The organism is Pantoea sp. USMM079, assembly GCF_037153115.1.
Classification (GTDB): Bacteria; Pseudomonadota; Gammaproteobacteria; order Enterobacterales; family Enterobacteriaceae; genus Pantoea; species Pantoea communis.
Genome location: NZ_JBBCKX010000001.1, coordinates 800825 through 825248, shown reverse-complemented (window position 1 = coordinate 825248; position 24424 = coordinate 800825). Strand labels below are relative to the sequence as shown.

General features: G+C 53.5%; 23 protein-coding genes and 1 pseudogene. 18 read left to right on the top strand and 6 right to left on the bottom strand.

The window, feature by feature from the left end; genetic code table 11:
* Both WFP70_RS03910 and WFP70_RS03905 read left to right on the top strand, forming a co-directional pair.
* Positions 1–1425, top strand: coding sequence for an efflux transporter outer membrane subunit (locus WFP70_RS03910; protein ID WP_337022656.1), 1425 nt, complete (start codon positions 1–3; stop codon positions 1423–1425).
* Positions 1426–1558: 133 nt separating this feature from the next.
* Positions 1559–2143 (top strand): TetR/AcrR family transcriptional regulator, encoded by a 585-nt coding sequence (locus tag WFP70_RS03905; protein ID WP_337022655.1) that lies wholly within the window; start codon positions 1559–1561, stop codon positions 2141–2143.
* Between the two features lie 2 nt (positions 2144–2145).
* On the opposite strand, the gene WFP70_RS03900 is transcribed toward WFP70_RS03905, so the two are convergent.
* The gene (locus tag WFP70_RS03900; RefSeq protein ID WP_337022654.1) at positions 2146–2709 is read right to left on the bottom strand and encodes a TetR/AcrR family transcriptional regulator; all 564 of its coding nucleotides are present in this window, start codon (positions 2707–2709) and stop codon (positions 2146–2148) included.
* Positions 2710–2931: 222 nt separating this feature from the next.
* Here WFP70_RS03900 and WFP70_RS03895 point away from each other — a divergent pair, with 222 nt between their 5' ends.
* From WFP70_RS03895 to WFP70_RS03885, 3 genes are all read left to right on the top strand, one after another.
* Complete coding sequence (locus WFP70_RS03895; RefSeq protein ID WP_337022653.1) at positions 2932–3612, top strand: pirin family protein; 681 nt, start codon at positions 2932–2934, stop codon at positions 3610–3612.
* A 458-nt stretch (positions 3613–4070) separates the two neighbouring features.
* On the top strand, positions 4071–4667 hold the full coding sequence (locus WFP70_RS03890; RefSeq protein WP_337022652.1) for an NAD(P)H-dependent oxidoreductase: 597 nt from the start codon (positions 4071–4073) through the stop codon (positions 4665–4667).
* Positions 4664–5242 (top strand): TetR/AcrR family transcriptional regulator, encoded by a 579-nt coding sequence (locus tag WFP70_RS03885; RefSeq protein WP_337022651.1) that lies wholly within the window; start codon positions 4664–4666, stop codon positions 5240–5242. The genes WFP70_RS03890 and WFP70_RS03885 overlap by 4 nt, the downstream gene beginning before the upstream one ends.
* Here WFP70_RS03885 and WFP70_RS03880 read toward each other — a convergent pair.
* From WFP70_RS03880 to WFP70_RS03870, 3 genes are all read right to left on the bottom strand, one after another.
* Positions 5235–6251 (bottom strand): lipoate--protein ligase A, encoded by a 1017-nt coding sequence (locus WFP70_RS03880; protein ID WP_337022650.1) that lies wholly within the window; start codon positions 6249–6251, stop codon positions 5235–5237. The genes WFP70_RS03885 and WFP70_RS03880 overlap by 8 nt on opposite strands.
* 253 nt (positions 6252–6504) lie before the next feature.
* Positions 6505–8496 carry a transketolase gene (gene tkt, locus WFP70_RS03875; protein ID WP_337022649.1) on the bottom strand — a complete coding sequence of 664 codons (1992 nt, stop codon included), beginning with the start codon at positions 8494–8496 and terminating at the stop codon, positions 6505–6507.
* A gap of 29 nt (positions 8497–8525) precedes the next feature.
* Positions 8526–8984 (bottom strand): RpiB/LacA/LacB family sugar-phosphate isomerase, encoded by a 459-nt coding sequence (locus WFP70_RS03870; RefSeq protein ID WP_039328632.1) that lies wholly within the window; start codon positions 8982–8984, stop codon positions 8526–8528.
* A 443-nt stretch (positions 8985–9427) separates the two neighbouring features.
* Here WFP70_RS03870 and WFP70_RS03865 point away from each other — a divergent pair, with 443 nt between their 5' ends.
* The 6 genes from WFP70_RS03865 (at position 9428) to WFP70_RS03840 (ending at position 16030) form a co-directional block, all read left to right on the top strand.
* On the top strand, positions 9428–10762 hold the full coding sequence (locus tag WFP70_RS03865) for an MFS transporter (protein WP_034823583.1): 1335 nt from the start codon (positions 9428–9430) through the stop codon (positions 10760–10762).
* Between the two features lies 1 nt (position 10763).
* Positions 10764–12509, top strand: a complete 1746-nt coding sequence (locus tag WFP70_RS03860) for a dihydroxyacetone kinase family protein (protein ID WP_337022648.1) — start codon at positions 10764–10766, stop codon at positions 12507–12509.
* Between the two features lie 2 nt (positions 12510–12511).
* Positions 12512–13285 carry a triose-phosphate isomerase family protein gene (locus WFP70_RS03855; protein ID WP_337022736.1) on the top strand — a complete coding sequence of 258 codons (774 nt, stop codon included), beginning with the start codon at positions 12512–12514 and terminating at the stop codon, positions 13283–13285.
* A complete protein-coding gene (locus WFP70_RS03850) occupies positions 13285–14103 on the top strand; it encodes a sugar phosphate isomerase/epimerase family protein (protein ID WP_337022647.1) in 819 nt (272 codons plus the stop codon). Before WFP70_RS03855 ends, WFP70_RS03850 begins: the two co-directional genes overlap by 1 nt.
* Positions 14100–14957 carry a phosphogluconate dehydrogenase C-terminal domain-containing protein gene (locus WFP70_RS03845; protein WP_034823572.1) on the top strand — a complete coding sequence of 286 codons (858 nt, stop codon included), beginning with the start codon at positions 14100–14102 and terminating at the stop codon, positions 14955–14957. The genes WFP70_RS03850 and WFP70_RS03845 overlap by 4 nt, the downstream gene beginning before the upstream one ends.
* Before the next feature lie 107 nt (positions 14958–15064).
* Positions 15065–16030 carry a sugar-binding transcriptional regulator gene (locus WFP70_RS03840; RefSeq protein WP_160867306.1) on the top strand — a complete coding sequence of 322 codons (966 nt, stop codon included), beginning with the start codon at positions 15065–15067 and terminating at the stop codon, positions 16028–16030.
* A gap of 150 nt (positions 16031–16180) precedes the next feature.
* Here WFP70_RS03840 and WFP70_RS03835 read toward each other — a convergent pair.
* Positions 16181–16956, bottom strand: a pseudogene (locus WFP70_RS03835) (type IV toxin-antitoxin system AbiEi family antitoxin domain-containing protein).
* A gap of 272 nt (positions 16957–17228) precedes the next feature.
* Between WFP70_RS03835 and WFP70_RS03830 the strand changes: the two are divergent.
* The 5 genes from WFP70_RS03830 to WFP70_RS03810 are packed head-to-tail and all read left to right on the top strand — an operon-like array spanning position 17229 to position 22298.
* Positions 17229–18332 (top strand): ABC transporter ATP-binding protein, encoded by a 1104-nt coding sequence (locus WFP70_RS03830; protein ID WP_337022646.1) that lies wholly within the window; start codon positions 17229–17231, stop codon positions 18330–18332.
* A 27-nt stretch (positions 18333–18359) separates the two neighbouring features.
* Positions 18360–19637, top strand: a complete 1278-nt coding sequence (locus WFP70_RS03825) for an ABC transporter substrate-binding protein (protein ID WP_337022645.1) — start codon at positions 18360–18362, stop codon at positions 19635–19637.
* A gap of 10 nt (positions 19638–19647) precedes the next feature.
* Complete coding sequence (locus WFP70_RS03820) at positions 19648–20559, top strand: carbohydrate ABC transporter permease (protein ID WP_337022644.1); 912 nt, start codon at positions 19648–19650, stop codon at positions 20557–20559.
* On the top strand, positions 20556–21374 hold the full coding sequence (locus WFP70_RS03815) for a carbohydrate ABC transporter permease (RefSeq protein ID WP_337022643.1): 819 nt from the start codon (positions 20556–20558) through the stop codon (positions 21372–21374). The genes WFP70_RS03820 and WFP70_RS03815 overlap by 4 nt, the downstream gene beginning before the upstream one ends.
* Before the next feature lie 12 nt (positions 21375–21386).
* Positions 21387–22298 (top strand): metallophosphoesterase, encoded by a 912-nt coding sequence (locus WFP70_RS03810; protein ID WP_160867310.1) that lies wholly within the window; start codon positions 21387–21389, stop codon positions 22296–22298.
* Positions 22299–22333: 35 nt separating this feature from the next.
* On the opposite strand, the gene WFP70_RS03805 is transcribed toward WFP70_RS03810, so the two are convergent.
* Positions 22334–23080, bottom strand: coding sequence for an HPP family protein (locus WFP70_RS03805; RefSeq protein ID WP_160867311.1), 747 nt, complete (start codon positions 23078–23080; stop codon positions 22334–22336).
* 190 nt (positions 23081–23270) lie between these two features.
* Between WFP70_RS03805 and rluF the strand changes: the two genes are divergently transcribed.
* Both rluF and WFP70_RS03795 read left to right on the top strand, forming a co-directional pair.
* The gene (rluF, locus tag WFP70_RS03800; protein WP_337022641.1) at positions 23271–24152 is read left to right on the top strand and encodes a 23S rRNA pseudouridine(2604) synthase RluF; all 882 of its coding nucleotides are present in this window, start codon (positions 23271–23273) and stop codon (positions 24150–24152) included.
* A 110-nt stretch (positions 24153–24262) separates the two neighbouring features.
* Positions 24263–24412, top strand: coding sequence for a hypothetical protein (locus WFP70_RS03795; RefSeq protein WP_160832916.1), 150 nt, complete (start codon positions 24263–24265; stop codon positions 24410–24412).
* Positions 24413–24424 lie beyond the last annotated feature (12 nt).

The following is a 24424-nucleotide window of genomic DNA, read 5'->3' as shown; positions in this document are numbered from 1 at the left end:
ATGTCTGCAAAACTTTTAATGGTGTTTTTGCCGTGTTTCCTTGCGGGTTGCGTATCCCTCGATCCGCATTACGATCGGCCAAAGGATGCGGTGAATACCTCCGCGCCCACCGGCGATGCCTATCGGACGTTACAAGGCACACCGGCTAACTATCGTGATATCAGCTGGCAGGATTATGTGCTGGATGCGAAGCTGCGCCAGGTGGTGACGATGGCGCTGGACAGCAGCCGCGATCTGCGTGAAGCGGTCGCCAGTGTGAAATCGGCTCATGCTCAGTATGGTGAGCAGCGTGCCGATTTGTTCCCCAGCCTGAGCGCTGGCGTGAGCGGCACACGTTCACGCGCGCTAACCGGGGAGGGAAATCAAACTGCGCTCAGCAATACCTATTCAGCCGAGGGCAGCGTCAGCTCGTTTGAATTGGATCTGTTTGGCAAGAACCAAAGTCTGTCGCGCCAGCAGTATGAAACTTATCTCGGCACGCTGGAGGGCGCCCGCAGTACGCGCCTGACGGTGCTGTATAACACCGTGGATTACTGGCTGCAGCTGGCCGCCGATCGCAGCAATCTGGCGATCGCTAAAGAGACGGCAGAGAGTGCGCGTCAGTCACTGGAAGTGACGCGCAAGCGTCTGCAGAACGGTGTGGATTCGATGGTGGATGTCGCGTCAGCAGAGACCACTTATCAATCTGCTCAGGCGGATGTGGCCAGTTACACCACCAGCGTGGCGCAGGATAAAAACGCGCTGGATCTGGTGGTAGGCAAAAGCGTGCCAGATAATTTGTTGCCTGAAAGCATTGAGTCCATTGGCGATGCATTGAAAGCCGTACCTGCTGGCGTGTCATCGGATGCACTGAATAATCGCCCGGACGTGTTGCAGGCAGAGCACAACTTAAAAGCCGCTAATGCCAATATCGGGGCGGCACGCGCTAACTTCTTCCCAAGCATCTCCCTCACCGCCAGCGGTGGGGTGGGCAGTTCAGATTTGTCTTCGCTGTTCAAGAACGGTGCGGGAATCTGGTCGTTTGCCCCAAGTATCTCGCTGCCGATTTTCAAAGGCGGCTACAACGTTTCCTACCTCAACTACACCAAAGCGCAGAAAGAGTATTACGTGGCGGTGTATGAGAAGGCGGTCCAAACGGCGTTCTCAGAAGTGGCCGATGCGTTGGCACGACGCGGCACCATCAACGATCAGCTGACCAGTCAGCGTAATAATGTTGCTGCTTCGCAAACCTATTACCACCTGGCGGATCTGCGCTATCAAAATGGTGTGGATACCTATCTGAATGCGTTAACTGCACAGCGCACGCTGTATACAGCACGCACCAGCCTGGTGAGCGTTGAGCAGGCTTACTACCAGAACCTCAATACTTTCTACAAAGTGATGGGTGGTGGTACGGCGTTGAAAGAATCTGAACTGAAACTGTGAAGATCGCCCCGGGTCGATGCGTTAGCGACCTGGGGAAAAATGTAACCGGATTTATAGCCAGCATATCGGCTATAAATCCCTTCGCGTATGATAGGAAAAAACAATAATTACGCGCCGGCCACTTTTAGGAGTTATGTTGAGCAAATCAGAGAATGACGCCTTCGTGCGACAGCGACAGCAAATAATTATTGCCGCTGCAAAAATATGTTTTAGTCGCTCCGGTTTTCACGGGGCGAGCATGGCTGATATAAGCCGGGAATCAGGTTTGGGTGCAGGGCAGATATATCGTTATTTTGAGAGCAAAGAATTCATCGTCAGTGAAACGATTAAAAGTATAGCCACGAGTTGGCGTGTTTTTTTACAAGATAATCTGCCGAACCAAAGCAGCACCCGCGATATTATTGATGCGGAATCGCCATTTTGGCAGGACTGGCCCTATCAGGACCGCTGCTTATTACTGGAGATGTATTCGGAAGCGTCGCGTAATCAATCTGTGCGGGAAGTTTTGGCTAAAGAAGAACAGCTATTGATTGCTGATTTGGAAAAAGCATTTAGCCGCCAGTATGCTCAAGTGAGTCCACAGCAGCGTAATGAGCGTATCCAATTTTTGTTAATGCTGGTAGACGGTGTTGCCTGCCGCGCATTTGGTGATAAGAACCTGGATCATCACGAACAGGGCAGGATCAATGGCATTCTCACACATCATTTGTTTGGCTGATTTCAGGCCATATCATGCTGATTGATGTCACGCGTGATGGCATCAAAAAAGGGCATAAATCCGTCGGGCACGTCACGTTGTTTCATGCAACGGCGAATGATCATCCCATCAATCACCAGAGAGATGATATGCAGTCGGGTGTTGATGACGTCGGCTTTCAGCGCCGGATTGAGCGTCTGCTCCTGAGCAATAAAGTTGTTTTTTAATACCAACCACGCATCATTCATTATCTGACGAATACGCTCGTTACGTGTGGCTTCAGATGAGACTTCCATCAACAAAACAATACTGTGCTCAACTTCGGGCGGCACAATATCCTGCACCGAATGCGTGACGCCTCCCGCATGGGCAATTCGTTCAAAATCAGCGTTTAATAATGCGATCATGCGTTGCACCACTTTGGTCACCAGCGCTTCGATAATGGCATCTTTGTTTTTATAATATTTATAAATTAAACCAATGCTAACACTTGCCTGGCTGGCAATATTCTGAATAGACGTTTGATGAAACCCTTTTAGGCGCATGCACTGTTCAGCTGCATCAAGAATCTGTTCGCTGCGATTCATGTTATTTACTCATCACGGAAAAGCGTATTTTACGCAAAAACAAGCAGCCTGACTAATCCTGAATGCTAAATAGTCGCGTTCTTTAGATTGTTTCTTTTTCTTATTATTGCTGTTAGTTATCAATGTTCAAAAATTTTGACTTAAGTGAGCAAATTGCACACCTGTTCAGGGATTTTCTTGTCGCTATCATGATGAGCATAGCAACATTTTGAGGAGCAAATTATGAACGTAATGCGTGCCCAGCGTGACCAACTGTTTGAATACGGTCCCTTTACCATCCGCCGGCAACGGCCTGGCGAGGCTCTTGGCCCGCTGACGATTATTGATCAGATGTCGTTGAAAATGGATGCGCGTATTCCGATGCACAGCCGTCAGGACGAAGAGATTTTCAGCTACGTCTGGCGTGGTTCGGCGCAGCACCTTGCTGAAAATGGCGACAAAACCGCGCTGAATGCCAAACGCGCTATGGTGGTGAGTGCAGGAAGTGGCGTGCGTTATGAAGAGTCTGCGCCTTTTGTCGAAACCGAGATGTTGCAGGCTTATATCCGTCCGGCCAAAAGCGGCGGTGCACCACGCACCCTGGATTTTACTCGCGCTGATGGGGTGCCGCTTAACGCCTGGACATTGCTGGCGGGACCCGAAACTAGCGACGCACCGCTGCCGTTGGGTCAGGAGGTGTTTATTTATGATCTGAAAGTGGAGCGGGGCGCACAGGTTGAGGTGCCACACCTTGCTGGTTACTCAACATGGCTGACCTTGCTGGATGGCATTGTGACTGTTGGCGAGGAGCGGCTGTTGCAGGGGGATTCTATCAGCGAGCAGGGCGCATTGCCTGCAGTCCGAGGCGAGCGTGACGCGACTGTGATTGCATTTTTGGTGAGTGACGGTGTCACGTTTGTGTGAGTGTTGGCTGCCATTGATCTTGAGAGAGCTTGTGAATGCGAGGTCCATTTGGGCTTTTTGGTGCGGTGGTGCGGGCCGTAGCACCTCTGCTGCTGCCGGGCAGTCCTCGCGCCGCTGACGCGGTGCCCTCGGCTTCCACGTCGTGCCTACGGAACGTTCGGGGATCGACCATCCCTGGCCGGCCCCGAACTGATCCACGCATCCCTGCTTGGATCTCCTGGCCCAACGTAAAAGCCTCAGCGCTGCGGATAGCCCTTGCAGCATCAGAGGTGCTACGGCCATTCATATGGTGCCCGTTTAGACGAAACCCACAGTGGCTCCAGATTGCGTCATCACCTGAGCACCCACCATTCCCACCAAACGGTATTACACACTGAACTCACACAGCAAACGAACAATTGACAGCCTACCACCAGTAAGTTACCAATAGTAGGTCACTCATTGTCGGAGGTTAACCCATGCACACGCTTATCGTTACGGCCCATCCGGATCACCATTCACACACCCATGCTGTGGTTGAACAGCTGGTTAAAGGCATTTCAGCGAGCGGCCAACACAGTGTTGAAATCGCCGATTTAGCGGCTGAGCAATTTGATCCACGCTTCAATGAGGCGGATGTCGATCAGTTCAAATCGGGAACCGTTTCGCCTCAGGATGTATTGGCCGAACAGCAGCGTCTGAATCGTGCCGATGCGCTGGTATTGGTGTATCCGATTTACTGGTGGTCTTTCCCGGCACAGTTAAAAGGGTGGATTGACCGCGTGTTTACTCAGGGCTGGGCGTATGACGACACCGGCGAAAAGGTCATCAAAAAGTTGGGTCATCTGCAGGTGCATCTGCTGGCACTGGGTGCGGCCAATACGCGCACTTACCTGCGTCGCGGCTATTTCAGCAGTATGCGCAATCAGATCGATGAGGGAATATTTGGTTATTGCGGCGCGCCGGTAGTCACCAGCGAACTGTTGTTGCCGTCCGATGAGGGTTATCCTGATGCGCATTACGCGCTTGCCCGGCAACTGGGGCAGCGACTTTTTACTGTGAAGGAATCTGCATGAACTCACCCACGCGCCAGCGTATGACCTTTGACGCCCGCCGCGAGCAACTGATGAACACAGCGTGGAATCTGGTGCGAGAGCAGGGCAGCGATGCCCTTACTCTTGGGCGAGTGGCCATTGAAGCGGGTGTCAGCAAGCCTGTGGTGTATGAGCATTTTGGCACTCGCCACGGTTTGCTCGCTGCGCTGTATGAGGACTTCGATGTGCGGCAAAACGCTGTCATTGACGCGGCGATGGCAAAAGCGGGAGACGATCTGACAGAACGCGCCAGCACGGTGGCGGCTTGCTACGTAAACTGCGTACTGACACAGGGGCGCGAAATTCCCGATGTGCTGTCAGCACTCAATAGCTCGCCTGAACTGGCTGAAGTAAAGCGCAAATACCAACTCGATTTTATGGCAAAGCTTCGTCTGTGGTTTACTGAGGCGAAGCTGCCGCAATCCAGCCTGTGGGGCTTACTGGGCGCGGCAGACGCCCTCTCAAACGCTGTAGTGTGCGGCGATATCCGACAACTGGATGGCGTAAAAGAATTGCAGGGACTGATTGAGGCGCTGGTGCAGCGCCACCTTATCTGATGCTGTTCACCAGCCAGTTTGTTAGTTCGGTGAGTTCCTTCTGCTGTTCCGGAAACGCCGCAATCAGTTTCTGCATTTCAGCCTGCAGTGACTCCGGTCGATACGCCACACCGTGCAACTGCATTGCCAGCGTTTCTAGCGGTGCGGGATTGAGGCTATCGGTGAAAATTTGACTGCGGGTAATGGTGCCACGCTCAACGTCAAAGTGAATCTCAACGCCACCCCAGACAAAGCGCTCCTGCAGCAGATGTGAAAAATCGGGCGCCTGACCAAAATTCCACTCCCAGCTGCTTTGGCGGGCGAACTGCGCCTTAAAGCCGGGAAGGTCTGGCAGGGCTTCGGGTGAAATAAACTCGGGCTCGCAGGTTTCATGGTAATGCGCGAAGTAAGCCGCAATCACCTCACGACGGATGTCTGCAAAACGGATATTAGGAATAAAATCCGCGATGTTCGCCACGCGTGAACGCACCGAGGTGATCCCTTTGGCCTGAAGCTTTTTGATGTCCGGGTTGAGGTAATCGGCAAGGCGCGACAGATCGGCGCTCATCAGGAAAGTGCCGTGGTGAAAACCGCGATCCGGCGTTTCACGATAGGCGGAACCGGAAATCTTACGCATATCGCCATTCACATTGACCACGATGTCATTGCGACCGGAGGCTTCGGCGCGCATACCCAGCTTCTCAAGCGCCTGCAAAATAATCGCCGTCGAGACGGTTTTGTCATACTCCGGTTTGCCGGCCATAAAGGTGAAACAGGCGTTGCCCAAATCATGAAACACCGCACCGCCGCCGCTGCTGCGTCGCGCCAGTTTAATGCCATCTTCCGCCATCCGACGCGTGTTGCACTCTTTCCACGGGTTTTGCGCACGGCCAATCACCACCGTTTCAGCGTTTTGCCATAAGAACAATACGCGCTGCGTGGTAGGCATCTGACGGAATATGCACTCTTCCACCGCAAGGTTAAACCAGGGATCGTGTGAATCAGAGATCAGCAAACGTAAGGTGGACATGTTTCCTCCAGTTCCGTGAGAAAAGGGCAAGCGGAGGACAGAATACGCTGATTCGGATGCAAAGATAAGCGGAGTGATTTTCGTGTTGAGTCAGGTGCGCATCCTGCAACCAGAGGAGGCCATTGATGATGTCACGCCGAGCGAAAAATCGATGCTGTGTTGAAATGGCTGACAAAGGGCGGCATTCCTGCCGCCCCTGGGTGCATCTCACATCTTATGTAGCCAGGCGCACGCCATTTCTGGCGTTGACCATTTACAGAATCGATTTCGCCGTTTGAACCACGTTTTCCACGGTGAAACCAAACTCTTTGAACAGCAGCTCCGCTGGCGCGGATTCGCCGAAAGTGGTCATGCCGACAATCGCGCCGTGCAGACCGGTGTACTTGAACCAGTAATCGGCGATACCCGCTTCGATCGCCATACGCGCGGCCACCGCTTTAGGCAGCACAGATTCACGGTAAGCCGCGTCCTGCTTGTCGAAGGCGTCGGTTGAAGGCATCGAAACTACGCGCACCTTACGGCCCTCGCCCGTCAATTGCTCATACGCCGCAACCGCCAGCTCCACTTCTGAACCGGTGGCGATAAGAATCAGCTCTGGAACCCCATCACTGTCTTTCAACACATAACCGCCGCGCACCACGTTAGCCAACTGCTCAGCGGTACGATCTTGCTGCGCCAGATTCTGACGCGAGAAGATTAAGGCAGTAGGGCCGTTGACGCGCTCAATCGCGTATTTCCATGCCACTGCAGACTCAACCTGATCACACGGACGCCATAAGCTCATGTTCGGCGTCACGCGCAAACTGGCCATCTGCTCAACCGGCTGGTGGGTGGGGCCATCTTCGCCTAAGCCGATGGAGTCATGGGTGTAGACCATGATCTGACGCACTTTCATCAACGCCGCCATACGTGCCGCATTGCGCGCGTACTCGACAAACATCAGGAAGGTGGCGGTGTAAGGCAGGAAACCACCGTGCAGCGCGATACCGTTGGCGATCGCGGTCATACCGAATTCACGCACGCCGTAATGAATGTAATTCCCCGCGGGATCTTCATTGATCGGCTTAGAACCCGACCACATCGTCAGGTTGCTGGGTGCCAGGTCAGCAGAACCCCCAAGGTATTCCGGCAGAATCTTGCCGAAGGCTTCAATCGCATTTTGCGACGCTTTACGGCTGGCAATTTTCGCCGGATTGGCCTGCAGCTGCTCGATAAACTGTTGCGACTCAATTTCCCAGTTATCCGGCAACGCATCTTTGATACGACGGTTAAACTCCGCCGCCAGTTCCGGGTAAGCCTCGGCATAAGCCGCGACTTTTGCCTCCCACGCGGACTCTTTCGCCTGGCCGGCCTCTTTCGCATCCCACTGCGCATAAAGTTCTGAAGGGACTTCGAACGGCGCGTGGTGCCAGCCCAGCTGTTGACGGGTCTGTGCAATTTCGTCGTCGCCCAGCGGTGCGCCATGCACATCGTGGGTACCGGCTTTGTTCGGCGAGCCGAAACCGATCACGGTTTTACACATCAGCAGAGAAGGCTTGTCCGAGATCGCTTTGGCTGCTTCAACCGCTTTCTTAATCGCGTCGCCGTCATGACCGTCTACGTCACGCACCACGTGCCAGCCGTACGCTTCGAAACGGGCGGCGGTATCGTCGGTGAACCAGCCATCAACGTGACCATCAATTGAGATGCCGTTGTCATCATAGAAGGCCACCAGTTTCCCCAGCTTCAGCGTCCCAGCGATGGAGCAGACTTCGTGTGAAATGCCCTCCATCATGCAGCCGTCGCCCATAAACACATAGGTATGGTGATCAACGATGTCGTGGCCAGGACGGTTAAACTGCGCCGCCAGCGTACGTTCGGCAATCGCGAAGCCGACGGCATTGGCGATCCCCTGACCTAGCGGGCCGGTGGTGGTTTCAACGCCTGGCGTATAACCGTATTCCGGATGACCCGGCGTTTTTGAATGCAGTTGACGGAAATTCTTCAGTTCGCTGAGTGGCAGATCATAACCGCTCAGGTGCAGCAGGCTGTAAATCAGCATCGAACCGTGGCCATTCGACAGGACGAAGCGGTCGCGGTTAGCCCACTTAGGATTGTTTGGATTGTGCTGTAAAAAATCGAGCCACAAAACTTCGGCGATGTCCGCCATGCCCATGGGGGCACCCGGATGACCTGACTTGGCTTGTTGTACGCCATCCATGCTTAAAGCACGGATGGCGTTGGCTCTTTCCCGGCGTGTTGACATAAGGTTCTCCAGAGGTAAGAAGTCGGTAATTATTTAGTATGTGAAACTTGTTCGTAGTAACCGATCTTCTCGACTTTGGCGGTGGAGCCACCACCTTCAAACTCTGAGGCCAGCCAGGCATTGACGATGTTCTTCGCCAGTTCCGGACCGATAACGCGTGCGCCCATGGTCATGATCTGAGCATTGTTGCTTTTACGGGCGCGTTCAGCAGAGAAGGTGTCATGACACTGTGCCGCACGCACGCCTTCCACTTTGTTGGCCACGATTGCCACGCCGATACCGGTGCCGCACAGCAGGATGCCGCGCTCAAATTCATTCTTCTGGATAGCGGTTGCCAGCGCAAATGCCACATCCGGGTACATCGGACGGTCATTTTGTGCGTCATTGGTGTAGTCCGTCACTTGAAAGTCTTTCTCTTCAAGCAGTTTTTTAATGATGTTTTTCAATTCGATAGCCGCATCATCGGCGCCAATTGCGATAGTTTTCATCGTCATTCTCCAGCAGGGTTTAGTTCTGACGCCTGAACGTTTGTTATGCAGGCGAGAAGATGTTCATCGATAGCCTGCCACAAATCCAATCATATGTTCAATGGTTGTTCATATGTCTTGCGTGCTGATTTAGTGATGCAAAGCGCGAAGGGTGCTGATACCGCGCGGATTGCACTGCATTTCTGCGTATTTTTCCGATTCAGGGCCAAAATCAAATCTCATGAGCAGGCTCACATTTTCAATCATTGCAGTTGAGAGGTGTACATTTATACGTGTAGTGTTCATTTGTTCGCATAACGATACCAATGTACAAGAAGACCCCTTGAGGACTCGAACATGTGTCATTTACACCGTACCTCTCAGTACACCTGCAGCCAGCGCTCATTTCGCGTCTGGTCAACACCAAACAACAGTTTTAACCACGCACGCCACGGAGGTGCGTTATGAGTCAGCAAAACATGACGGCGGTTGAGAAATCCGCTATCAGCAAAATCTCCTGGCGTCTGGTGCCTTTCGTGGCCCTGATGTTCTTTATTAACTTCCTTGACCGCACCGCAATTTCTTTTGCTGGCCCAAATGGCATGACGCAGGACCTCGGTCTGACAGGTGTGCAGTTTGGTCTGGCATCCGGCATCTTCTTTATCGGTTATATCCTGCTGGAAGTGCCGAGCAACCTGGCGTTGCATAAGTTCGGCGCACGTCGCTGGCTGGCACGCATCATGATCAGCTGGGGTATCGTCTCGCTGCTGTTCACCTGGGTGAGCAGTGTCGAGGGCCTGTATACGCTGCGCCTGCTGCTGGGTATTGCTGAAGCGGGCTTCTTCCCGGGTGCGATTCTTTATCTGAGCATGTGGGTACCGGGACGTCATCGCAGCAAAATCCTGTCCTTGTTCTATCTGGCACAGCCGCTGACCGTCGTATTCGGTGCGCCCCTGGCGGCAGGTTTGATTGAGCAACACGGTCTGTTCGGTCTGGATGGCTGGCGCGTGATGTTCCTGGGTGTTTCCATCCCTGCGATTCTGATCGGTATTGTGGCGCTGTTCTGGCTGGTGGATTCACCGCGTCAGGCGAAATGGTTAACCGCAGATGAGAAGACCTGGCTGACCAACGAGCTGGAAGCGGAGCATCAACAGAAGCAGGGCCATAAGAAACATAGCCTGCGCTCCGTCATGGGCAACGGCCGTGTGTGGACGCTGTGCCTGATCTACTTCGGCTTTATCTATGGCCTGTATGCGCTGGCCTTCTTCCTGCCAACCATTATCGGCGGCTTCCAGCAGCAGTTCGGCACTACCTTTAACGTGATGCAGAAGGGATTGATCACCGGCGTGCCATACCTGATTGCGGCTGTGGTGATGTACTTCTGGTCAAAAGATGCCACCCGTCGTGGTTGCAAAACCTGGCACATCGCGATTCCAGCGCTGGCCGGTGGTATCAGCGTGCCATTGGCGCTGTATATGGATTCACCGTTCACCACCATCATGGTGATCGCGATTACTGCCAGTTCCATCTTTGCTGCCTTGCCTAACTTCTGGACGCTGCCAACGCAGTTCCTGACCGGCGCGTCAGCCGCAGCGGCTATCGCACTTATCAACACCTTAGGAAACGTGGCGGGCTTCTCCGCGGGCTACATCACTGGCGCACTGCACGACGCCACCAACAGCTATGTGTTACCGATGTTCGTGGTCGGTGGCTTCATGCTGCTGTCAGCCGTCCTTATGCTGTTATTGAATCGCCAGCGCCCGCAGTCTCAGCCGACCTCTATCGCACAGGAGCACTAAAATGACGTACCTGTTTAACCAACCTTCAGCCTTTGCTGCTGAACTCATTGAAGGCTTTGTCGCCGCCAACGCCGATAAAGTTCGTCAGGTCACCGGTGGTGTGGTGCGCAGCACGCGCAGCCAACCCAATACGGTTGCGGTGATTGTGGGCGGCGGTTCCGGTCATTATCCGGCCTTCGCCGGGTTGGTTGGACAAGGTCTGGCACACGGCGCAGCCATGGGGAACCTGTTTGCTTCGCCGTCTGCTCAGCAGATCTACAACGTGGCAAGAGCGGCACATAACGGCGCGGGCGTGTTGCTGATGTTCGGAAACTATGCGGGCGATGTACTGCACTTCGGCCAGGCTTGCGAACGCCTGCGTGCCGAAGGTATTGCCTGTGAAATTCTGGCGGTAACCGATGATATTTCCAGCGCCAGTAAAGACGAACGGGTGAAGCGCCGTGGTGTGGCCGGGGATTTGTGTGTGTTTAAAGCGGCGTGTGCAGCAGCGGAAGCGGGCGATGATTTAGCGACCGTGCTGAAGAAATCACAACACGCTAACGATCGTACGCGAACGTTCGGTGTGGCATTTGGCGGATGTACCTTGCCGGGTGCCACGCATCCTTTATTTGAAGTCGAGAAAGGGCGCATGGCGCTCGGTCTGGGCATCCACGGTGAGCCGGGTATCAGTGAGACTGATGTGCCCAGTGCCGATGAGTTGGCCGAGTTGTTTGTTGAACGTCTGCTAGGCGAAGTACCTGCCGACGTCAAACAGATTCAAGGTCATCGCGTGGCGGTGATCCTCAACGGTTTGGGTTCTGTGAAGTATGAAGAGTTATTCGTGGTGTATCGCCGCGTGGCACAACTGCTGGACGCTGCAGGACTTAAAGTGGTTCAGCCCGATGTCGGTGAGTTTGTTACCAGCTTCAACATGGCGGGCGCATCGCTGACGCTGATGTGGTTGGACGATGAGCTGGAGACACTGTGGTGTGCGCCGGCAAATGCACCAGCCTATCGCAAAGGAAGCGTGCTGATCGCGGAACCGCTAAGTGCGGAAGAGCGTGAAGAGAGCACGGAAGAAGCATTGCCGCAGGCTTCAGCTGAGTCCCAGCAGAGCGCACAGCGCGTGTTACATATCCTGGAATCAGTGGCAGATTTGTTACAGCGTAACACGAAAAAATTAGGTGATATCGATGCAGTGGCCGGTGACGGTGACCACGGTATCGGTATGGAACGTGGCGTGCTGGGCGCGGTGGAGAAGGCGCGTGAAGTGGCTGCGCGTGGTGCAGGTGCCGGCAGCCTGTTGTGCCGTGCTGCGGATGCCTGGGCAGATAAAGCCGGCGGCACCTCGGGTGCGCTGTGGGGGGTGGCATTAACTGCGCTGGGGACGGCCATTGGCGATCAGCAGTCACCCAATGCGCAACGCGTCGCAACCGGCGTACGCGAAGCCAAAGAGGGCATTATGCACTTTGGCAAAGCGAAGGTGGGCGATAAAACCATGGTCGATGTGTTGGTGCCGTTTAGCGACAGCCTTAACGCTGCAGTCGCAGAGGGTGCTTCACTGACCGATGCCTGGTTGGCGGCGGCGCAGGTAGCCGATAAGGCCGCACAAGAGACCGCTCAGCTGGTGCCGAAAATGGGTCGTGCGCGTCCGCTAGCCGAAAAAAGTGTCGGTACGCCAGATGCGGGAGCCATTTCACTGGCGATGATCGTCAATACCGTTGGCGATCTGCTAAAAGAACATAAAGCCTCTCAGCAAGGAGCGTAATGATGTCTCAGCCCAAAATCTGGCTCGGCGTCAGCCTGAAAATGTATTTCGGTTACCAGCAGACACTGGACTGGTGCCGCAAAGTCGCCGGATTGGCTCAGTTGCCGGCGGTGAAAAACGGTGATGTCGGGTTGTTTGTACTGCCCGCTTATCCGGCTATTCCCGCTGTGGCTGACATTTTTGCAAAAACACCGGTTCGCTATGGCGGCCAGGATGTTTGCCAGGCTGAGAACGGCGCCTGGACCGGTGAGGTCAGCGCCAGCATGTTGCAGGAGCTCGGTTGCTCACTGGCCGAAATCGGTCACGCTGAACGTCGTCGCCACTTTCATGAAGATAAAGCGCAGATTGCTGCCAAAGTGGCTATGTCGCTGCGACACGGATTAACACCGGTGCTGTGTATCGGCGAAGAACAACAGGCCGGGCCGGATCAGGCTATCGCACTGTGCGAACAGCAACTGGCGGAAGCATTGGCTGATGCAGTGCAACAAGGTCTAAAAGGCGAGGTGTTCTTTGCCTATGAGCCGCAGTGGGCGATTGGTGCACCACAACCTGCACCGGATAGCTATATCCGCGCAGTGTGTTCGGGCCTGCAACAGTTGAAAACGCCGGAGGGTATCACCTTAAAAATCATTTATGGCGGCAGCGCCGGGCCGGGGCTGATTCAGCGCCTGGGACCAGACGTTCATGGTCTGTTCCTGGGCCGTTTTGCCCATGACCCGAATGCGCTGGCGCAAATTATTGAAGAGGCCAGCGTGCTGGCGAAGGAGATCCGTTAATGAGCCGTATCGGACTCAGTACTTATGCCTTTTTCTGGCGCATGTCCAGCAAAGTGCCCAACCCGCTATCGCTGGAGCAGATGCTGCAGCAGACCGCCGAGATGGATGTCTCGGTATTCCAGATTTGTGATTATCCGGCGATTGAAAGCTGGTCTGATGCGCAGTTGCAGGACCTTCGGCAATTGGCCGACAAGCTGGGCATCACGCTGGAGTTAGGCACACGTGGCTTAGGCACTGCGCATTTGCGCCGTTACCTGCATATGGCGAATATTCTCGATGCCCATGTGGTGCGCTCCATGTTCTACACCGCCGATCACCGTCCGTCACTGGATGAAGCCGCAGAGTTGATTGGTGCGGTGCTGCCTGATTTCGCCCGTCAGCAGGTGCGTCTGTGCCTGGAGACGTATGAGCAGGTCAACAGCGGCGCGATGATGTCGGTGATCAATAAGTTTCTTTCGCCGTGGTTATGCGTGTGTCTCGATCCCGCTAACTGCGTAGCAGGACTGGAATTGCCTGAACAGGTGATCGCCATTACGGCGGCGCGCGTCGGCAACCTGCACATCAAAGATTTTGCCTTTACGCGTCGTGATGGCTGGGTCGGCTTTACCTATGCTGGCTGCCTGATGGGCGAAGGCCTGCTGGACTATGACCGGATGATCGCCAGCGTGCGTCCGGCAGAAAGAGAGATTAATCAAATCGTTGAACACTGGTTGCCGTGGCAGGACGATGCCGTGCTGACCTGCGAGCGCGAAGCCGAATGGACGCGCCGAACCGTTGAATTCTTACGTAGTAAACAAGATCAGGAGTTATACCAATGAGCAATGCATTGAAAACCATCACCGTAATTGGCGCAGGCGGCAAAATGGGTATGCGCATTTCTGCCAACTTCCAGAAAAGCGATTACCAGGTGTTTTACGTTGAGAACTCACCGAAGGCGCAGGAACAAGTTACGGCGCAAGGCCGTGAGTTGTCTGATGCCGCTTCCGTTGTGCCGGTCAGTGACGTGGTAATTCTGGCGGTACCGGATATCGTGCTGGGCAAAGTGTCTGAGGGCGTGGTGCCACAGATGAAGGCCGGTGCGATTCTGCTGACGCTGGACCCGGCTGCGGCTTACGCAAACCTGATTGCCCATCGTGACGGCATCGAATATGCGGTGGCGCACCCTTGCCATCCTTCCGTGTTCCTTGAGCGCTACACCAAAGAAGAGCACGCGGATGCCTTCGGTGGCATCGCGGCGGTACAGCATGTGGCGGCTTCGTATGAAACCGGCTCAGATGCGCAGAAAGCCGAACTGAGCAAAGTCATTAGCGTGATGTACGGTCCGGTAGAGGAAGTGCATTGGGTCACGGTGACGCAGCTGGCCTATCTGGAGCCAACGCTGGTGGAAACCGTGGCCTGCATGGTGGGTGCTTTTATGAAAGAAGCACTGGATGAGACCGTCAAGCACAGCGGCGTGCCGGAAGAAGCGGCCAAAGCGATGCTGTATGGCCATATTCAGATCGCACTGGCCGTGGCCTTCCGCGCCACCAACCCGTTCTCTGATGCCTGTATGATCGCCATGGAATACGGTCGCGAGAAGATTGTGAAGCCAGACTGGAAGCAGATCTTCGATCAGAAAGAGCTGGATATCGTGATTGCCCGCATGCTGAAAATCGACGCCATTAAACGTTAAGCGTGATGCAACCTGCGACTCGCCTCGCTGCTGTCTGGCGAAGCGAGTCGTATCAATGATATAACTCCCTCCTTAAATTAGGTGTCACGATACAAGACAGGTAACGGATGGAAAAAAACACGCTTTCTCAGGACTCCGAGCTGCTGACAGAAATTGCGGTGGCCTATTATCAGGACGAAATCACCCAGGAGGAGATTGCGCGTAAGTTTGGGATATCCCGCATTAAAGTTGGCCGACTGCTCAAACGTGCGCGTGAAGAGGGCATCGTCGAAATTAATGTGCGCTACCATCCGGTGTTCAGTACGCGCCTTGAACAACAGCTGCAAAGCCGCTTCCCCCAACTACAACGTGCGCTCATTGCACTGGATTCGCCGGACGATGAAGAACAGCGTCGTCAGGTAGCGGCGTTAGTCTCAGCCCATCTGGCACAATCGTTAAAAGACAATGCGATTGTCGCTGTCGGGCAAGGGCGCAACGTCGCCGCTGTCGCCGATTACCCCGGCCAGGTGCCGACACGTAACTGCCTGTTTATCAGCGGCATTGGTGGGACTCATCGTCCCGGTGATGCGATTAACGCCGATCATATCAGCCGTCGACTCGCCAAGAAATTTGGCGGTATCAGTGAAACCCTGTACGCACCTGCCTATGTCGAGAACCGCGCACTGCGCGATGCCTTTATGCAGAATGGCACCATCAAAGAGACGCTCGATCGCGCACGTAAAGCGGATGTGGCGCTGGTGGGTATCGGTGATATGAATGAAAACAGCTATATGGTGAAACTCGGCTGGTTTACGCCGCATGAGATCATCGATGCGCATGTGAATCAGGGCGTCACCGGGGATGTTGCGGGTTATGACTTCTTCAATGCCCAGGGACAGCATGTGGATACGGTGATGAATGACCGGGTGATTGGTCTTAGCATCGAGGAATTACGTAAAATTCCCTGCGTGATTGCCATTGCCTCCGAGAATACCAAAGCGATGGCACTACTCGGCGCACTGCGTACCGGGGCGATCGACATTGTGGCGACCACGGCGCAAAATATTCGGACGATTTTGAGTATGTCGCAGTAAATCCTATTCCGTGGCTAAGCCATGCTGCATGGCTTAGCTAAGTGGTTATTAGCAATACCTCTTTGAGTTTCGCCAGCGCCTCAGTGTGTTTAGATGGCTGCATATTCGATAAATTATGTAATTTCCACCAATAAACACTTTGGCGGTCCATTAATTCGACTCCCTGGGGACGGTAATATTCCATGTTTTATCCAATCTGCCGCCACGTGCTATTTCACGTTTACCCACACCTAAATCATATTCTTCCGGCTTAAGGTATTTGAACCAGGCATGATTATGCTGCTGAGACAGCCATAAAAATAATCGTTTGCTCTTGATGCTGGAGCTGGCACGCAAAAGCGCATCCACTTTTTTGGCGATAGAGTAGGCAAGCTCTGCATCAGTTGATCTGCATGTTCAAAGCTCATTGCTGTTGGAACCCCGGCCAGGGCCTCAAGAATCGCTTTTTCGGGTGTAGAGTAGAGCAAGGGCGGAAGTGACTCTCGCCAGTGATCTTCACGAAGATAGCGTATTTCCTGCATCAGTGAAGCTGGCCATAACCGGCGGGTGCTGTGCCATGCAAAATGAATGTTGCTGTCAATTTTATTCAGCCATGCAGGCAATGCCGTTTCTGCGTATAGCTCGATGTGGATATGTTTGCTACGTGATTGATAATGTGCGAGTCCTTCCAGATCGAGTGCGCTCAATCCGCCGACATGGATGGGGAAGAGACTCATTCTTTGCAATGAGGTGACAACGCCTTTCCAGTTAACCAGCGATGTTTCGCGGACGTACACCCCAGGGGTCAGTGTCAGCAGGGTTTGGCTTTTGACCGCGTTATCAATGAAGTGCGGATTAAAACCCTGTGTCACCAACCAGGGTTTAGTGGCGAGTAATCCCGCAGGAAGTATCTGTTTCAGCCTTTTACGACTTTCAGCGTTCAACATTGCTTTTGGTTTGCATAATGGTCATATGACGGCAATTATCGCCGTTAATTTCAAATTAAGCAAACCAGATGGAAGCATTGGTTTGTTGTGTTTGAGTTGCACGGCAATTATCGCCGTCCTTTTGACTTTATATAAACTGCACGGCAGGTTTTTTCACTCCCTTATAACAGCAGGGTAGCCTGTTCCAGTCACCCAACCGTCACCCCAGCAACATAAATTCTTCATTTCCCTGAGCTAGCTTACCGCCATTCTGTTTTCAGGACTGCGGATGCATGAGCCACCTTTCGCTACATCACATCACTAAAGCCTGGGGGGAAAAAATTGCCCTCAATGACATTACCTTTGATGCCGCAGAAGGGAGCTTTGTTGCGCTGCTTGGGCCCTCCGGTTGTGGAAAATCTACTCTGCTGCGCACCATTGCCGGGCTGGAAACTGCCGACCGCGGTGAAATCCACTTTAAACACGCTGATATCACTCATTTGCCCCCATCGCAGCGCAAACTCTCGATGGTTTTTCAATCCTATGCGCTTTTTCCACATCTGAATGTCCGCGAGAATCTGCTGTTTGGCTTAAAAGCGCGTGGGGAAGACAAGCAGACGTTTGCGAGCCGACTGGATGACGTCAGCAAGCTGATGGAACTGGATAAGTTGCTTGATCGCCTGCCATCTCAGCTCTCGGGGGGCCAACAGCAACGTGTCGCGTTGGGAAGGGCGGTTATCGCGAATAACAACCTGTGTTTGATGGATGAACCTCTGTCCAACCTTGATGCCAAACTTCGCCAAAGCATGCGCCGTGAGATTCGTGCCTTACAGAAGAAGCTGGGGCTCACCATGCTGTATGTCACGCACGACCAGACCGAAGCGATGAGCATGGCGGACAGTATTATTCTGCTGAATGACGGCCACATCGAGCAGCAAGGCACAACGAACGATCTCTATAACAACCCCGCCACGGTTTTTGCCGCGCAGTTTATCGGCGCGCCACCCATGAATATCCTGCCGTTGCACAACAAAGAAAACCGTCATTATCTTAGCCATTTACCGGCGCCGGTAGTTGAGCAATGTGATGAAGTTGCTCTGAGCCTGGGCTTGCGCGCCGAGGATATTCAGCTGATCTCACCTCAGCACGCTGCCTTAAAGGCCAGAGTGATCAGCTACGAATACATGGGTGCTGATACCTTGCTGGTGTGCCAACTCGCGGGTCTGTCCGATGCCATCACCGTAAAAGTGCCCGGCATGCAGCATTTTGTCGAGGACAGCCAGGTCGGCTTGCAGTGGTCAGCAACCCGTCAATATCTGTTTTCCACCACGACCGGCAAGCGCTGTGTGTCTGCCGAGCAACAGATGTTTGTTTCACAGAAAAAATACGCTGTTTAACCGTTGTTTTTCGCCCAAGGGATAATCATGTCTGCGATTCGCTACTCACGCCTGGCCTCTGCTTTACTGCTCTGTACTACGGTTTCCGCTTTTGCCGCCGATCCAGTTAAATTGCAGATGTACTATCCGATCGCGGTCGGTGGCAAAGTCAGCCACACCGTTGACGCGCTGGTGGCTGATTTCGAAAAAGTGCATCCGGAAGTGAGCATTCAGCCGGTTTACACCGGTGACTATGCGACAACCGTCACCAAAGCGCTGACCGCGTTTCGGGGTGGCAATACTCCGCAGCTGGCGGTCATTGGTGACATTGAGGCTTATTCCCTGATTGATGCGGGCGCGATTGTCGCCGCCAGCGATCTGGCGACCGGTGATGAAGGTAAAAAATGGATCGATGGATTCTATCCAGCGTTCCTGCGTCACATTGATGGCAAAGTGTGGGGCGTGCCATTCCAGCGTTCAACCGTGGTGATGTACTGGAATAAACAGGCCTTCGAGAAAGCTGGCCTGAATGGCGACACACCGCCGGCCAACTGGCAGCAGGTGGTGGAATTCAGTAAAAAACTGACCATCAAAGATGCTAACGGCGTGAGCCAATGGGGCATCGAGATTCCGTCCACGCCAAACGGTTACTGGAACTTCCAGGGACTCTCTGCCACCAATGGCGGTCGTCTGGATAACGGAAAAGGCACGGCCGTACATTTCAACACCCCTGGTAACGTTGAAACACTGCAATGGCTGACCGACCTCGGGCAAAAAGAAGAAGTGTCACCGAAAGGCGCCATCGCCTGGGGTACCACACCACAGGACTTTATCAGCGGTAAAACCGCCATGATGGTGACCACCACCGGTAACCTGACCAACGTGCGCGATAACGCCAAATTCCCATTTGGTGTGGCGATGCTGCCAGAGAAAACACAGCGTGGCAGCCCAACCGGCGGCGGTAACCTTTACGTCTTTAAGAATGCCTCACCCGAGCAGCAAAAAGCCGCGATGGAGTTTATCCGCTGGGTGACTTCACCGGAGCAAGCTGCGCGCTGGAGTATCGCGACAGGCTATGTGGCGACATCTCCAGCAGCATGGGACACCACGGTGATGAAAGACTACGTGAAAGAGGTCCCTCAGGCGCTGGTCGCGCGTGAACAGTTGAAGTATGCGCAGCCAGAACTCTCGACCTACAACAGCGTACAGATTCAGGATGCGTTGAACCATGCTGTCGAAGCGGCGGTGACCCAGGCAAAAACCCCGGCAGAAGCACTTGAAGGTGCGCAGAAGCAAGCGGATCGCCTGTTGAAGTCCTACCAGTAATGGAAGCGCGATGAGCACGATAAATGCCAGTGCGGCGCAGCGTCGTCCCGCATTCTGGTCGACGCAGCTTTATGGTTACCTGCTGATTTTGCCAGCACTGAGTTTTTTGCTGCTGTTTACGCATTATCCCGCGGTGGCGACGATCTGGGAGAGTCTGTTCAGCGCTTCCCGTAATAATCATCCGGCCCACTTTGTTGGGCTGGATAATTACATGGCCTTGCTGGATGACGATATCTTCATCCAGTCGCTCTGGAACAACTTGTTGTATGCACTGATCACCATTCCGCTGGCCGTCGCGCTGGCGTTAATGATGGCGCTGGCTGTGAATCGACGATTGGCAGCGAATTCGCTGGTCCGCGCGGCGTTTTTTATCCCATCATTGCTCCCCATGATTGCCATCGCTAATTTGTGGCTGTTTTTCTACACTCCGCAGCTGGGGCTGTTGAATAAGTTGCTGGCGCTGTTCTCACTGCCTGCCGTGAACTGGCTCGGTGAGCCGGGCACGTCCCTTTATTGTCTGATGGCGGTTTCTGTCTGGCGTGAAGCGGGCTTCTTTATGATCTTCTATCTTGCTGCCTTACAGCAGATAGATCCCCGCCTCAATGAAGCGGCAGCGATAGAAGGGGCTTCACGCGGCTACTTTTTCCGTCGCGTGCAATGGCCGCTGTTGATGCCAACGACGCTATTTGTGTTGATCAATGCTTCGATGAACGCCTTCCGCATTGTCGATCAGGTGATTGCTATGACCAACGGGGGCCCCAACAACAGCAGTAGTCTGCTGCTGTTCTATATCTATCGCACCGCATTCAGTTTCTGGGATATGCCTGCTGCTGCGGCCATGACCGTGGTGTTATTGGTGATCCTCGCGGCGATTGCGCTGTTCAAATTTACGTTGCTGGACAAGCGAGCCCATTATCAATGAAGAAGATGAACTCGTTGGGTGGCTGGTGTCTGAACCTGACCATTTGGCTGGCAGCGCTGCTGTGGCTACTGCCGATTCTGGTAGCGGTGTGGGTGGCAATCCATCCGGCATCGGATCAGGCCAGTTTTTCGCTGTTTTCGCCGCTAACCTTTGATAATTTCATCAAGGCCTGGCATGCCGCGCCATTTGCCCGCTACTTCCTCAATACCACCTTGCTGGTGCTGATGATTGTGCTGGTGCAGTTGATTTTAGCGACCATGGCGGCCTATGCGCTGGTGCGTTTCAAAATGAAATTCTCAGGGGTTATTTTCGCGCTGATCCTGCTGCAGTTGATGATTAGTCCGGACGTTTTGATTTTGAACAATTACAAAACCATCGGTGCGTTTGGGCTGCGCGATACCTTAACGGGAATAGCATTGCCGTATTTCGCCTCTGCTTTTGCCATTTTTCTGCTGCGTCAGACGTTTAAAAGCATCCCGCTGGTGCTGGAAGAGGCGGCGATTGTGGAGGGAGCCAGTCGGTTTTATATCTTGCGCAAAATCTACATTCCATTGGCGAAACCGATCTACATCGCTTTTGCCCTGGTCTCCATCAGTTTCCACTGGAATGATTTCCTGTGGCCGCTGGTCATTACCGATTCCGTCAACGTAAGACCGCTTACGGTCGGATTGCAATTGTTCTCGGCGCCAGAGCAGGGCGTACAGTGGGCGCTCATTGGTGCCGCTACCTTGATGACCACCTTGCCGTTACTGGTGCTGTTCCTGATTTTCCAGCGCCAGTTTATTCAGTCGTTCATGCGTGCTGGTATTCGCTAAGGAGTGTTTTTCGTGACTCATCCGCATCCATTGACATCCTTGCAGCGCGAACTCCTCGGCGATGTGGCCGAGCTTTATGCTTTACCTGATTTACGTCCTGCAATGATGGATAACGTGCTGCGTTTCGGTGTGATTGCTGATCCGCAGTATGCCGATGTCGAAGCTGATATCGCCAATAACCTCTACTACCGTCATGCACTTGATAAGTTGCCGCAGGCGATTGAGGCCCTGAATCAGCAGCCATTGGATTTTGTTGTCACGCTGGGGGATTTGGTTGACCGGGACTGGGCAAGCTATGCCGCCATTCTGCCGCTGTATGACCAGTTGGTGCATCCGCATGCGGTAGTGTTGGGGAATCATGATGCGCAAACCCTTGCTCAGCATCTGAATAATCGTGCGGCACTCCCTAAAAGTTATTACGCGTTTCGTTTAGCGGGGTGGCGGTTCATCGTTTATGACGGTAACGATGTCAGTTTATACTGCAACGCGCAGAATGGTGACGACTACTACCAGGCGGAGAACCTGCTGGCGGAATTAAAGGCGCAGCGACAGCCGCAGGCTCAGCCATGGAACGGTGCCGTCGGTCAGCAGCAGCTGAACTGGATTGAACAGCAATTGATTGAAGCTCAGCAACGGGGGGAGAAAGTGGGGGTGTTTGGTCATTACCCGCTGGCGCCTCACACCACGCATATACTGATGAACGCCAGTGTGCTGGTGGAACTCCTTTCTAGTTACAACATACATTTTTGCTTCTCAGGACATGACCACCGCGGCAACGCTGCATACATCGGTCAGACAGGGTTTTATACCATGAAGGGCATGCTCGATGGTCCAAGCGAAATACCCTTTGCGGTGGTCGAAGTGGATGATAATGGTGTAAGGATTCACGGCTTCGGCGGGGAGATAAGCCGAGGTTTGTGTTAATGCGGTCAGCCGACGGGGCTCATATCGCCTGCAATTTAACTGGCGCGCTTCAGGGGCTGTGGCGGTAACTGTTGCCGACGACGGGCAATCTCTTCAGCGCGCTGTAACAACTGCTGCAAATCATCCTCGTCAATGTCGAGTAGCTGACCGTTCTCAAGTGCCTGATGCAGATCATCGCGAGTAATTGGCACTTCAAGCGCCACTGAATTCGTTTTAGGTTCGTTTGCGGCCAGCGGATGCGGGTAACGGCGACCCGCAAGATTATTAAAAATGATTGCCAGTACAGCAAGACACACGGAATTTAGCAGCACGGGAGAGAGAATAAACTGATATCCCAATTGCTGAACGCCACTGCCGCCCAGAATCGCTGTCAGCGCCACCGCCCCGCTGGGAGGATGCAAGCAGCGCAGCTGAAACATCACGGCAATGGCGAGACAAGCCGCAATGCCGCAAGCGACTGCGGGATAGGGCACATACATCGCGGTTGTCACGCCGATCACGCCTGCGACCAGATTCCCGCCAACAATCGACCAGGGTTGCGCCAACGGGCTATTCGGTAAGCCGAAAAGCAGCACTGCAGACGCCCCCATCGGTGCCACAAACCATAAGTTGACCTCACCAAGCAGCCAATGGCTGGTCAGGCTGGTGATCATCAGGCCGAGACCCGCACCGATGCTGGCCATCACTCTCTGTTTTTTGGCGACCGGTAACGGATGCGGCCAAAGACGGGCAAGGAAAGTCCGCAGCGATGTTATCCAGCTGGCGCGACGCAGGTGTGTCATGAAGGTCATACTCTGTCATAAGGAAACGCGATGGATGGCGATTGTCGCTGATCGATTCCTGAGGAACAACCACAATGTTAGTGTGCTGTTACCAAACGGTGATGAGGTTACAAGCTGGAACAATGATGTTTAACCGTGTCTTACAGAACGTCTAAGGTTGTTGTATAGTCCGTTTTTTTTCGGAGGAACCATGCTGCCCAACTCATCCACGCGCCTGAACAAATACATTAGCGAGAGCGGAATCTGCTCACGACGTGATGCCGATCGTTACATCGAACAAGGCAACGTTTTTATTAACGGCAAGCGCGCGACCGTTGGCGCACAGGTCTTTGCCGGGGATGAAGTGAAAGTGAATGGGCAGCTGATCGAGCCGCGTAACGAAGAAGATTTAGTGCTGATTGCGCTCAACAAGCCGGTGGGCATTATTACCACTTTGGAAGAGGGTGAACGCGATAACATCGGTGATTTTGTTAACCACAGTAAACGCGTGTTCCCGATCGGCCGTCTGGATAAAGACTCACAGGGTCTGATTTTCCTCACCAACCACGGTGACCTGGTCAATAAGATCCTGCGCGCCGGTAACAACCACGAGAAAGAGTACGTGGTGACCGTAGATAAGCCCATCACCGACGAGTTTATTGCCGGGATGGCGGCGGGTGTGCCGATGCTGGGTACTGTGACCAAAAAATGCAAAGTGAAGAAAGAGTCGACCTTTGTGTTTCGTATCATCCTGGTTCAGGGTCTTAACCGCCAGATTCGCCGAATGACCAAGCATTTTGGCTTCGAAGTCACCAAGCTTGAACGTACCCGCATCATGAACGTCAGTCTGAAAGGCATCCCGCTGGGCGAATGGCGTGATTTTACTGATGACGAATTGATTGAGTTGTTTAACTTGATCGAGGATTCTTCATCCGAAGACAAAAAAACGCAGCAAAGCCAGGCGAAAAAGAAACCGGCAGCAGCGGCGAAAAAAGTCGCATCGAACGGTGCAAAGATTCCAGAGAAAGCTGCGGCCAAACCAGCAGGACGTCAGCGCTTTGCTCAACCTGGTCGTAAAAAGAAAGGGCGTTAAATTTTCCCTGGATTTGCCATGACTGTTTAAACCCGGAACAAATTTTATAATCCTCTCACTATTTGTTCCGGTTTTTTCCCTCCATACTTTTTTTAACAAAGGAGGGAACAATGAACAACGCAACCTGGTTAGATGAAATGCAGCATTTCTATGCCGCGCAGCCGCGTCCGGCGTGGGTTCCACGCATGTTTTGGCTGACCAAAAAACAGCGTAATAAAATTTTGACGGAACTCTTGCTGCCGCAGGCCAAACAGAGATAACGCTGCTATTTA

What these genes read in the sequence shown, in the direction of transcription:
- tkt (WP_337022649.1), bottom strand. Translation starts at nt 8,496, where the DNA reads ATGTCAACACGCCGGGAAAGAGCCAACGCCATCCGTGCTTTAAGCATG.
- WFP70_RS03825 (WP_337022645.1), top strand. Translation starts at nt 18,360, where the DNA reads ATGTCTGCGATTCGCTACTCACGCCTGGCCTCTGCTTTACTGCTCTGT.
- WFP70_RS03870 (WP_039328632.1), bottom strand. Translation starts at nt 8,984, where the DNA reads ATGAAAACTATCGCAATTGGCGCCGATGATGCGGCTATCGAATTGAAA.
- WFP70_RS03795 (WP_160832916.1), top strand. Translation starts at nt 24,263, where the DNA reads ATGAACAACGCAACCTGGTTAGATGAAATGCAGCATTTCTATGCCGCG.
- WFP70_RS03830 (WP_337022646.1), top strand. Translation starts at nt 17,229, where the DNA reads ATGAGCCACCTTTCGCTACATCACATCACTAAAGCCTGGGGGGAAAAA.
- WFP70_RS03860 (WP_337022648.1), top strand. Translation starts at nt 10,764, where the DNA reads ATGACGTACCTGTTTAACCAACCTTCAGCCTTTGCTGCTGAACTCATT.
- WFP70_RS03890 (WP_337022652.1), top strand. Translation starts at nt 4,071, where the DNA reads ATGCACACGCTTATCGTTACGGCCCATCCGGATCACCATTCACACACC.
- WFP70_RS03880 (WP_337022650.1), bottom strand. Translation starts at nt 6,251, where the DNA reads ATGTCCACCTTACGTTTGCTGATCTCTGATTCACACGATCCCTGGTTT.
- rluF (WP_337022641.1), top strand. Translation starts at nt 23,271, where the DNA reads ATGCTGCCCAACTCATCCACGCGCCTGAACAAATACATTAGCGAGAGC.
- WFP70_RS03805 (WP_160867311.1), bottom strand. Translation starts at nt 23,080, where the DNA reads ATGACACACCTGCGTCGCGCCAGCTGGATAACATCGCTGCGGACTTTC.
- WFP70_RS03845 (WP_034823572.1), top strand. Translation starts at nt 14,100, where the DNA reads ATGAGCAATGCATTGAAAACCATCACCGTAATTGGCGCAGGCGGCAAA.
- WFP70_RS03885 (WP_337022651.1), top strand. Translation starts at nt 4,664, where the DNA reads ATGAACTCACCCACGCGCCAGCGTATGACCTTTGACGCCCGCCGCGAG.
- WFP70_RS03820 (WP_337022644.1), top strand. Translation starts at nt 19,648, where the DNA reads ATGAGCACGATAAATGCCAGTGCGGCGCAGCGTCGTCCCGCATTCTGG.
- WFP70_RS03905 (WP_337022655.1), top strand. Translation starts at nt 1,559, where the DNA reads ATGTTGAGCAAATCAGAGAATGACGCCTTCGTGCGACAGCGACAGCAA.
- WFP70_RS03815 (WP_337022643.1), top strand. Translation starts at nt 20,556, where the DNA reads ATGAAGAAGATGAACTCGTTGGGTGGCTGGTGTCTGAACCTGACCATT.
- WFP70_RS03850 (WP_337022647.1), top strand. Translation starts at nt 13,285, where the DNA reads ATGAGCCGTATCGGACTCAGTACTTATGCCTTTTTCTGGCGCATGTCC.
- WFP70_RS03900 (WP_337022654.1), bottom strand. Translation starts at nt 2,709, where the DNA reads ATGAATCGCAGCGAACAGATTCTTGATGCAGCTGAACAGTGCATGCGC.
- WFP70_RS03855 (WP_337022736.1), top strand. Translation starts at nt 12,512, where the DNA reads ATGTCTCAGCCCAAAATCTGGCTCGGCGTCAGCCTGAAAATGTATTTC.
- WFP70_RS03865 (WP_034823583.1), top strand. Translation starts at nt 9,428, where the DNA reads ATGAGTCAGCAAAACATGACGGCGGTTGAGAAATCCGCTATCAGCAAA.
- WFP70_RS03840 (WP_160867306.1), top strand. Translation starts at nt 15,065, where the DNA reads ATGGAAAAAAACACGCTTTCTCAGGACTCCGAGCTGCTGACAGAAATT.
- WFP70_RS03895 (WP_337022653.1), top strand. Translation starts at nt 2,932, where the DNA reads ATGAACGTAATGCGTGCCCAGCGTGACCAACTGTTTGAATACGGTCCC.
- WFP70_RS03910 (WP_337022656.1), top strand. Translation starts at nt 1, where the DNA reads ATGTCTGCAAAACTTTTAATGGTGTTTTTGCCGTGTTTCCTTGCGGGT.